At 62.6% G+C, this 6,818-nt stretch carries 8 protein-coding genes; all 8 read right to left on the bottom strand.

Annotated elements, in window-relative coordinates; translation table 11 throughout:
- The coding region (locus VN004_RS06800; protein WP_325608279.1) for a hypothetical protein at positions 1-1,110 on the bottom strand (1,110 nt) is incomplete at its 3' end.
- A 179-nt stretch (positions 1,111-1,289) separates the two neighbouring features.
- Positions 1,290-1,457, bottom strand: a complete 168-nt coding sequence (locus VN004_RS06795) for a hypothetical protein (RefSeq protein WP_325608277.1) — start codon at positions 1,455-1,457, stop codon at positions 1,290-1,292.
- A complete protein-coding gene (locus VN004_RS06790; protein WP_325608275.1) occupies positions 1,454-3,004 on the bottom strand; it encodes a DUF4055 domain-containing protein in 1,551 nt (516 codons plus the stop codon). Before VN004_RS06790 ends, VN004_RS06795 begins: the two co-directional genes overlap by 4 nt.
- Positions 3,001-3,858: a hypothetical protein gene (locus VN004_RS06785; protein ID WP_325608273.1), complete on the bottom strand. Its 858-nt coding sequence runs from the start codon at positions 3,856-3,858 to the stop codon at positions 3,001-3,003. The genes VN004_RS06790 and VN004_RS06785 overlap by 4 nt, the downstream gene beginning before the upstream one ends.
- Before the next feature lie 5 nt (positions 3,859-3,863).
- Positions 3,864-5,267 carry a hypothetical protein gene (locus VN004_RS06780; protein ID WP_325608271.1) on the bottom strand — a complete coding sequence of 468 codons (1,404 nt, stop codon included), beginning with the start codon at positions 5,265-5,267 and terminating at the stop codon, positions 3,864-3,866.
- Entirely contained in the window at positions 5,264-5,551 is a 288-nt protein-coding gene (locus VN004_RS06775; RefSeq protein ID WP_325608269.1) for a hypothetical protein, read from the bottom strand. Before VN004_RS06775 ends, VN004_RS06780 begins: the two co-directional genes overlap by 4 nt.
- Positions 5,552-5,864: 313 nt before the next feature.
- The gene (locus VN004_RS06770; protein ID WP_325608267.1) at positions 5,865-6,071 is read right to left on the bottom strand and encodes a hypothetical protein; all 207 of its coding nucleotides are present in this window, start codon (positions 6,069-6,071) and stop codon (positions 5,865-5,867) included.
- Positions 6,072-6,405: 334 nt separating this feature from the next.
- On the bottom strand, positions 6,406-6,818 hold a 413-nt coding region (locus tag VN004_RS06765), incomplete at its 5' end, for a tyrosine-type recombinase/integrase (RefSeq protein ID WP_325608265.1).

The raw sequence follows: 6,818 nt of genomic DNA, 5'->3' as shown, positions 1-6,818 counted from the left end.
GTCTCGTTGCGGTAGCGGCGCGGCGGGCAACTGGCTCACCGCGCGGCCGGCGTCCCGAGCAAAATTCAGGATGCGATCCGCGATAGAACCAGGAACGATGTTGATATTCAGCGTCCAGTTCTTCGGATCCATGATCTCCAGCGCGGCTTGCTTGCCGCGCCGGGTCACGTCGGTCCAAACCTTATTCCACTGCTCGTCAATTTCCTTGGCGCGCTGCAGTTGGGCATCGGTGAACGTAGCGGCCTCGGAGGCTTGACGGCGGATCGCATCCGCGCCTTGCTCCATCAGCTTGACGAATTCGCGCGACGCCGGGAGACCGGCTTGCTGCAGGATTGAGAATTTGTCCGCCTCGGTGCGGGCGTTCTTAACCAGATCGGCGACCTTGAGGAACGCATCCTCGGTGCCCTTGGCCTCGACCCCGTTGACGCGGAACAGCTTGGCCAGATCGCCAAGGCCAAGTTTTGCTTGCGCGACCTCCTGGTTGAATTTGAGCATGGAGTCCAAGAACTCGGAGCCGCCCACGCCGCGATATTGCGCTGCGGTTTGAAGCCCCTGCAGATTGCCGGCATTGATGCCGGTTCGGCTCGCTATGTCTCCCGTCTTCGCCAACTCGCCATTCAATTCAACGACAGCGCGGGCCATTTCCTTGAGCTGCAGAATGAGGAAGCCGCCGACAAAGCGCCGGGTCAGAGTGTTCGCAAGATTGCTGCCCGACCGCTCGGTCTTGTTCTGCGCTTCCGTCAGATCGTGGTAATGCCCGGCAAGCGCGGCGATGGCGCGGCCCGCCGATGTATCTGCGGACACGCCAGCGCGTCGGAGCGCGTTGAATTGTTCGAGCGCGCGGCCGGCAAGCTGCGTTCGGCCTATCATGGTCTCATAGTTGCGGATGACGTTGAGCTGCGCCCGCGTCATTTGGCCTTGGATGTTGTATGCGTCCTGGATCGCCTTGGTATAGGCACGCTGGCCTTGGCCGCTCATAGCGGCGGCGCGTTCGATCCGCTTGAACTGGTCTTCGGCACCCTTCGCTGATGCGCGGAGTTTTTCCAGTTCGCGCGATGCCGCCGCGGCCGGGCCGCTGTCGATTTTGAAACCAAGTTCGGCGACGGTCATTTCACGTCCTCCAATTTGATGCCGGCCGGCTGACGGTACGTCCGCGCCAACCGGCCGGCGTCACGCCGCGCTTTCGCGGACGCAGCGTTCTGATTGCGCGCGTCCCGTGCGGAGGACTCCCTCCGCCGCACGGGGTTGCGCTTGGCCTTGGCGTTCCGCGTCGGCCCGTTCGCATTTCGTCATGCGCAGCCCTCGCAATCGGCGGGCGGCAAGGGGGTGACTAAGGCACCGCCTCGATTGAGATCGGCGAGCAAACGATCGAGCTTGGCCTTTTCGTGCGGCTCGTAAGTGAACGTCACGCGTACGCTTTCGCCGTTTATGGCCTGAAGTTCGTACCGCTGTTTCATTCTGCCGCCTCCAGACGCTCGGCTGGGTCGATCGGCTCGCCGGTGCGCGGGTTCGTTTCGAACTCAGGTTCGAGGCCTTCGCGTTCCAGCGCGATTTGCTCTTCTTCGGTTTCGTCATCCGGCGCATCCGGCCCAAGGATTGAGCGGCGCCGCAGTTCGTTGCGTTCGGTCTTTGCGGAGATGACGCCGCGCTGCTGAGCCGAGGCGAGCACCTTCGCCTCTTCGGCACCACCGGCCAGGGCAGCAAAGTCCGTGCTGACGTTCGCCGTCGTGACGTCGGCAATCTGCAGCCACTTCGCGGTGAAGGCGAGCCCTTCGTCCAAAGCGTTCTTGAGAGCGATGGCCCAGGACTCGATTGCGGAATGTGCGCGGCTGTTATCGATGCCGGCCGCGGTCGCGGTGACATTCGATCTCGGCAACGTCGGCTCAAGCGCCAACTTGGAAAACACCTCGGCAATGCGCTCCGGGCCTTTCGCGATCTCGGCAACGAGCGCCGCATCGGGGCCGATCAATTCCCATTCCGGCCGGCCTCCGTCGCCGGAAGGCTGCGCATAGAGCACGGCGTGCGGGCCGACCGTAATGCTGTCTGCATCATCCGGCTTGGCGACACCTTGGCCGGCGAGGATCGGCCATCCGCTAAAATTCTCAATCTCAGTCTGCCGCGCCAAGCTGCGATAATATTCGAGCGCGACGTGGCACAGTTCGTAGCTCCATGGCTTACAGCTCACGACACCCTTGCGCTTGCCGACGTGGAACATGACCAGCGGGATTTCGCCGATCGTGATCAGGCCGGAGTCGATCTCGATCCATGCGCCACCGGTGGCTTGCTGCCAGAGCGTCCAGCGCGCGCCAGCACCACCGGTATCGCGTTCCAGGAAGCGAACCCGCGTCACCGTCTCTTCCGCGAAACCGTTCGCGACCGCCGCGCGCTCAAAGAATCTCGCGTGCGTGACGACCTCACGACCACGAACCCATTCCGTGCGAATGTCGATGATATCGCGGGGATGGATGCGGACCCAGTATGGCCGCAAGCCCTGCGCGCGTTCGTCCGCCCGCGTCAGAGGCTTGCCATCGGCGCGCGGCACTGACCGGCTGTAGTCGACCATAAACAGGCCCGGACCGAACGCGACCGCATCGTCGAATAGGATCCGCGCGAATACGCTTAGCGAATTGCCACGACCGTCCACATTCTCGGCGAAGGTCTGCATCGCCTTCGGCGGCGTGCCGTTGAGCGTCACCGGCTTTTGGAATGGCTTCGCGGCCAAGCTTTCCAGCGCGGCCGGGAAGATCGGGCGCCACGGCGCATCCATCAAGCGGCGCTGATACTTCTCGCGCGACTCCTTTTCGAACTTGGGCAAATACCGTTCGCCGGCCGCCTTGATGGCGTCGTGACCTTCGAGCACGTCGGCGATGGTGCGCCAGATCGATTGCATGGACGCCACATCAGCGCTCAGCGTATCGGGTCCGGCCGTCTTGGGCGCGGCGAGCGCGGCTTGCGGCGTGAGTCGCGGGCCTTGGCCGAACAGGGTTTGCAGCCAAGGGGTCATGCCGCAAATCCCTTGATCTCTTCGGCGCTGGCATCGCGCCAGACCTTGCGATCGATGTCATAGACGCGAGGAATCTCGACCTGCTCGCCGCCGACCACGCGAAGCTCGCGACGCATTGGCGCCCGGCCGTCGTTGGCTTCCGCGACTTTTGCGATTTCGTCGAAAACCTGGGGGCTGCAGCCGATAATGTGTCGCAGTTCATTTCGCGCCTTGCCGCTCACGTCCGCGGCGAGGTTCAGCACCTCGGACAGGCTGTCCAGCTCTTCGATCTCCGGGCCGCGCTCCCGGAGCAGTTGTTCGGTCGCGATGTTGCGGTGAACGTCGGGGTGCACGCCGCTCAACGCTGGAATGGCGTTGGCAATGGCGCTGGCTACGACCGGGTTGCCGCGGTTCTCGGAAAGAAACTGATCGCGCTGCGCTGGCGTCATGGCCCGCATCGCGCTGCGAATTTCTTCATGGTCTTTGCGCTGATCGTCGCTCGGCTTCGCCAGTGTGATCTTGGACCGCTTCTCCTTGATCTCGCTCTGCAGCTTCTCGATTGCGACCCGGGACCGCTTCAGCGCCGGCAATGCTTCCTTGAGCGCGGCGTCGCCGAGTTGTTCTTGCAGACCCAGCGGCGTGAACTTCTTGCTCGCTTCGAGCTCGCCGCGCTTGCCGCGAAGCCCGTCGACCACCTCGAACGCCGCGACATAAGCCGCCTTCGCCTTCGCCACCGTGCCGCTCGGATCAAGATCCGGGTCGAAGGCGAAATAGGTGATGATCTTCGCCGGATCGGTCGATAATTCTTGCCCGGGCCGAAACCGCGACTGCTTTACCCATTTGCTTGAGTCGCGAGTGTAATATTTGTTCGCCATCGTGCTCACCATGCCGTGCTGTAGTGGCCCATCGCGGCCGTTGCTGTTGCTCGCTTCACTGCTGCGCACCACACCGCGCCGGCGGCAGCTTTGGCCCAATCGTCATGCTCGCCGGGCAAGTGGTCGACGCGTGACCCGCGGACGACGAGCCCCTGAAGCTGATCGGTCAATTTTGGAATGTCCGGCAGCTCAATCTCGCCGGCGTTGAGCTTTGGCTCGAACTGCTCGTAAAGCTCTGTCTTTGGCACCGGACAGGACTCGTACCGGATGCCGAGTGCTTCGAAATCGTGCTTGAACGTGGTGCCAGCGTAATTGTCGCCGACGACCTTCGACACGCGATATTCCTTCAGAATGCCGGCGAAACGCTTCACTGCATCCCGCGGATTGAACGGCGGCGGCCCCAGTTGCGCCAGCACGGCGTCGACCACCGCAACGCCATCTTGCCGCTTGTGCGCAATCCCCAGCGTGGCATCGTCGGATGATCCACCCGACATATCGACAAAGCCGACATAGCGGTGATCCGGTGATGGCGGCACGGTGCGCCGGTTCGGAATGACTGCGGAGTTGAGATTGTCTGGGTCCAGGAAGGCGCCGGACTGCACGCCGGGCAAGTTGAGATGCAGGCGCCGATACTTGTGAGCCGGCAAGCGCCGCTTTTGCTGGTCCAGATATGCGCGGCCCTCCGGCCATGAGGCCATGCTCGGATTGGCGCGGACCTCCGGTTCGGCGTCGGCGAGGGCGGGATCGGTGCTGAATGTCCCGCTGTACCAGGAGAACAGCATGCGATCGTCTTCGCCGGCGCGCGCAGCCTTTTTCAGATCGAAAAGCGGGATGCCGGGCCGATTGAAAATCGTGTCGTAAGTCGTGATCCACTGCAGGACGTCAGTTCGCGTCGGGTCCGGCGCCAGCGCCTCGAACAAGTCCCAAGAGCGATATCCGTGCACCTCGTCATAGCCGATGAACAGCGCGGTTTTTCCGTGCTGGCCGATCACATTGCGAGCGGCGAGGATTTGCAGGGAGCCGCGGCCATCGCGACGCCTGATCTCGCTTGTGAGGCATTCGAGCTCCGGCGCAAGCTCGGTCGGGTTTGCCAGAATGAGCTTTTTCGCCAACGCCAGGTCTTGCGCGGCCTGATCTTCGTCATTTCCGGCGATCAGGCCGTCATTGCCATGGTGGCTCTCCTTGATGAGCAACGAATAGAGGGCACCGAGCACTAGGTCGGCGGATTTCCAGTTCTTCTTGCCCCGGCCGGCCAGCACGAGGTTATAAGCGGGCAGCCCGTCCGCCCGCGTCTCGTGAAAGGCTTTCACGAACAATTCGCGCCGGTAGGGCTCGATCGTGTCCAGCAGCGGCCGGCCGTCAATCCATTTCAGCCGATCAAAGAAACGGAGGATCAGGGGGCGCGTCATGCCGCGGCCCCTGTCAGGCGATCTCGGATGGCGCTTGGTGCCGCTGCATCGCGCCTCGCGGCAGATCGCTCAATGATTGGCGTCAGGATGCGCCGGATTTCCGAACTCAGCCGGATCGCCATCTCTTCGTCGATCGGCTCGCCGATCACCTGGGCGGCCTGCATTCCCTCCGCGCGCATCGTGAGAAGCGCAGCCTGTCGGATTTGGGATTTCTCCGCTTCGGTCAGATCGCCGCCAACCTGTCGCGCGTATTCGGTGCAAAGGTCACGAAAGCGGCGCGCCATCGGAAGTCGATTGTCGACGCCCGGCAGCCGCCACTTGCCGTTCGTTACCTTCGATCGGCGCGTGACCGTTCCCGGCGCACGCTTTTGCGGCGTCGCTTGCGAAGGGCCTGCAACATGGCTGCGTTCGTCGTGCATTCACGAGAAATGCGACGGCGCGGACTCGCGCGCAACGTCACCACCGGCAGGGCGACGGGCATCAATCGCTATTCGGCGTTGACCGACGCTGCAGGATGACGATGCGCGCTAAGATTTATTTCAACGTGGCATCATCAAAGGCGAGACGGACACCACTTCAGGACGAGGTTTGAGCGAATCAGTCTCTCACAAACCAGATAACGCGATGTTCCGGCTTGTTTTCAATTCTAAGGCCGCGATCCTTGGCGAACTTGTAGCAGGCCTCGCGTGCACGCTCGTCCGGCTCTCCCGGCGGAAACAGTATAGCATATGTGTCATGGTCTAATTGAGCGTATTGACCGGACGCCAACTCATTGAGCTTTTTAGAGAAATCATCCAAGGTCATATCAGCCCCTCGCCTTACGCCGCCGGTTGAAGACGCACCATAACACGCTGGACCTGCACGGCGGACCACTGGCCGGCGCCCCGGGCAGTCGGTATCCCCAGCCGTTTTGAGGCGGTACCTTGCGGCAGCTTTTTCCAGACGGAGGGGACTAATGACACCGACAGCAAAGGCCTTACTAGCCCTACTGTTAGTCGCGCTGGTGGTTTGGGCGTGGATGTACAGGCTTGACGCACAAACCGTGTCAAGCATGGGCACAGGACTTATCACTGACCGTATTCTCGGTCGAGTGTATTGGTGCAATACGATCGAGTGTGTTCGAATGTGGTGAGCCAGCTCACCGCCAGAACTCCTTGAACCGATCGGGCGAAAGTTCGGTATAACGCACCGTGTGCTGGATATTCCGGTGCCCGAGATAGGCCTGCAGGGCGCGGGTATCGTGGCCCTTGTTTGCCAGCGCAAAGCCGCAGGCGTGCCGCAGCATGTGCGGGTGCGCCTTGAAGCCCAGACCGGCCGCTGAGCCCGCCCGCTCGACCATGCGGGCAAATCCGGCCGTGGTGAACGGCGTCCCGCGCTCGCTGGTGAAGACGTACGGGGACGACGGCTCTTGCTCGCGCTGCAGGCGCCGCAGGGCCCGCAATTCATCGCCCTGTATCGGATGCGTGCTCGGCGAGCCGCGCTTGACCCGGCGGACCGCCAGCGTCGCCGCGCCGAAGTCGATCTGGTCCCATCGCAGGTCAACCAGCTCAG

Source organism: Pseudorhodoplanes sp. (genome assembly GCF_035565855.1).
GTDB lineage: Bacteria > Pseudomonadota > Alphaproteobacteria > Rhizobiales > Xanthobacteraceae > Pseudorhodoplanes.
The sequence above is the reverse complement of the archived record's forward strand: the minus strand, read 5'-3'. Positions and strand labels throughout refer to the sequence as shown.

What these genes read in the sequence shown, in the direction of transcription:
- VN004_RS06795 (WP_325608277.1), bottom strand. Translation starts at nt 1,457, where the DNA reads ATGAAACAGCGGTACGAACTTCAGGCCATAAACGGCGAAAGCGTACGC.
- VN004_RS06790 (WP_325608275.1), bottom strand. Translation starts at nt 3,004, where the DNA reads ATGACCCCTTGGCTGCAAACCCTGTTCGGCCAAGGCCCGCGACTCACG.
- VN004_RS06785 (WP_325608273.1), bottom strand. Translation starts at nt 3,858, where the DNA reads ATGGCGAACAAATATTACACTCGCGACTCAAGCAAATGGGTAAAGCAG.
- VN004_RS06780 (WP_325608271.1), bottom strand. Translation starts at nt 5,267, where the DNA reads ATGACGCGCCCCCTGATCCTCCGTTTCTTTGATCGGCTGAAATGGATT.
- VN004_RS06775 (WP_325608269.1), bottom strand. Translation starts at nt 5,551, where the DNA reads ATGGCGCGCCGCTTTCGTGACCTTTGCACCGAATACGCGCGACAGGTT.
- VN004_RS06770 (WP_325608267.1), bottom strand. Translation starts at nt 6,071, where the DNA reads ATGACCTTGGATGATTTCTCTAAAAAGCTCAATGAGTTGGCGTCCGGT.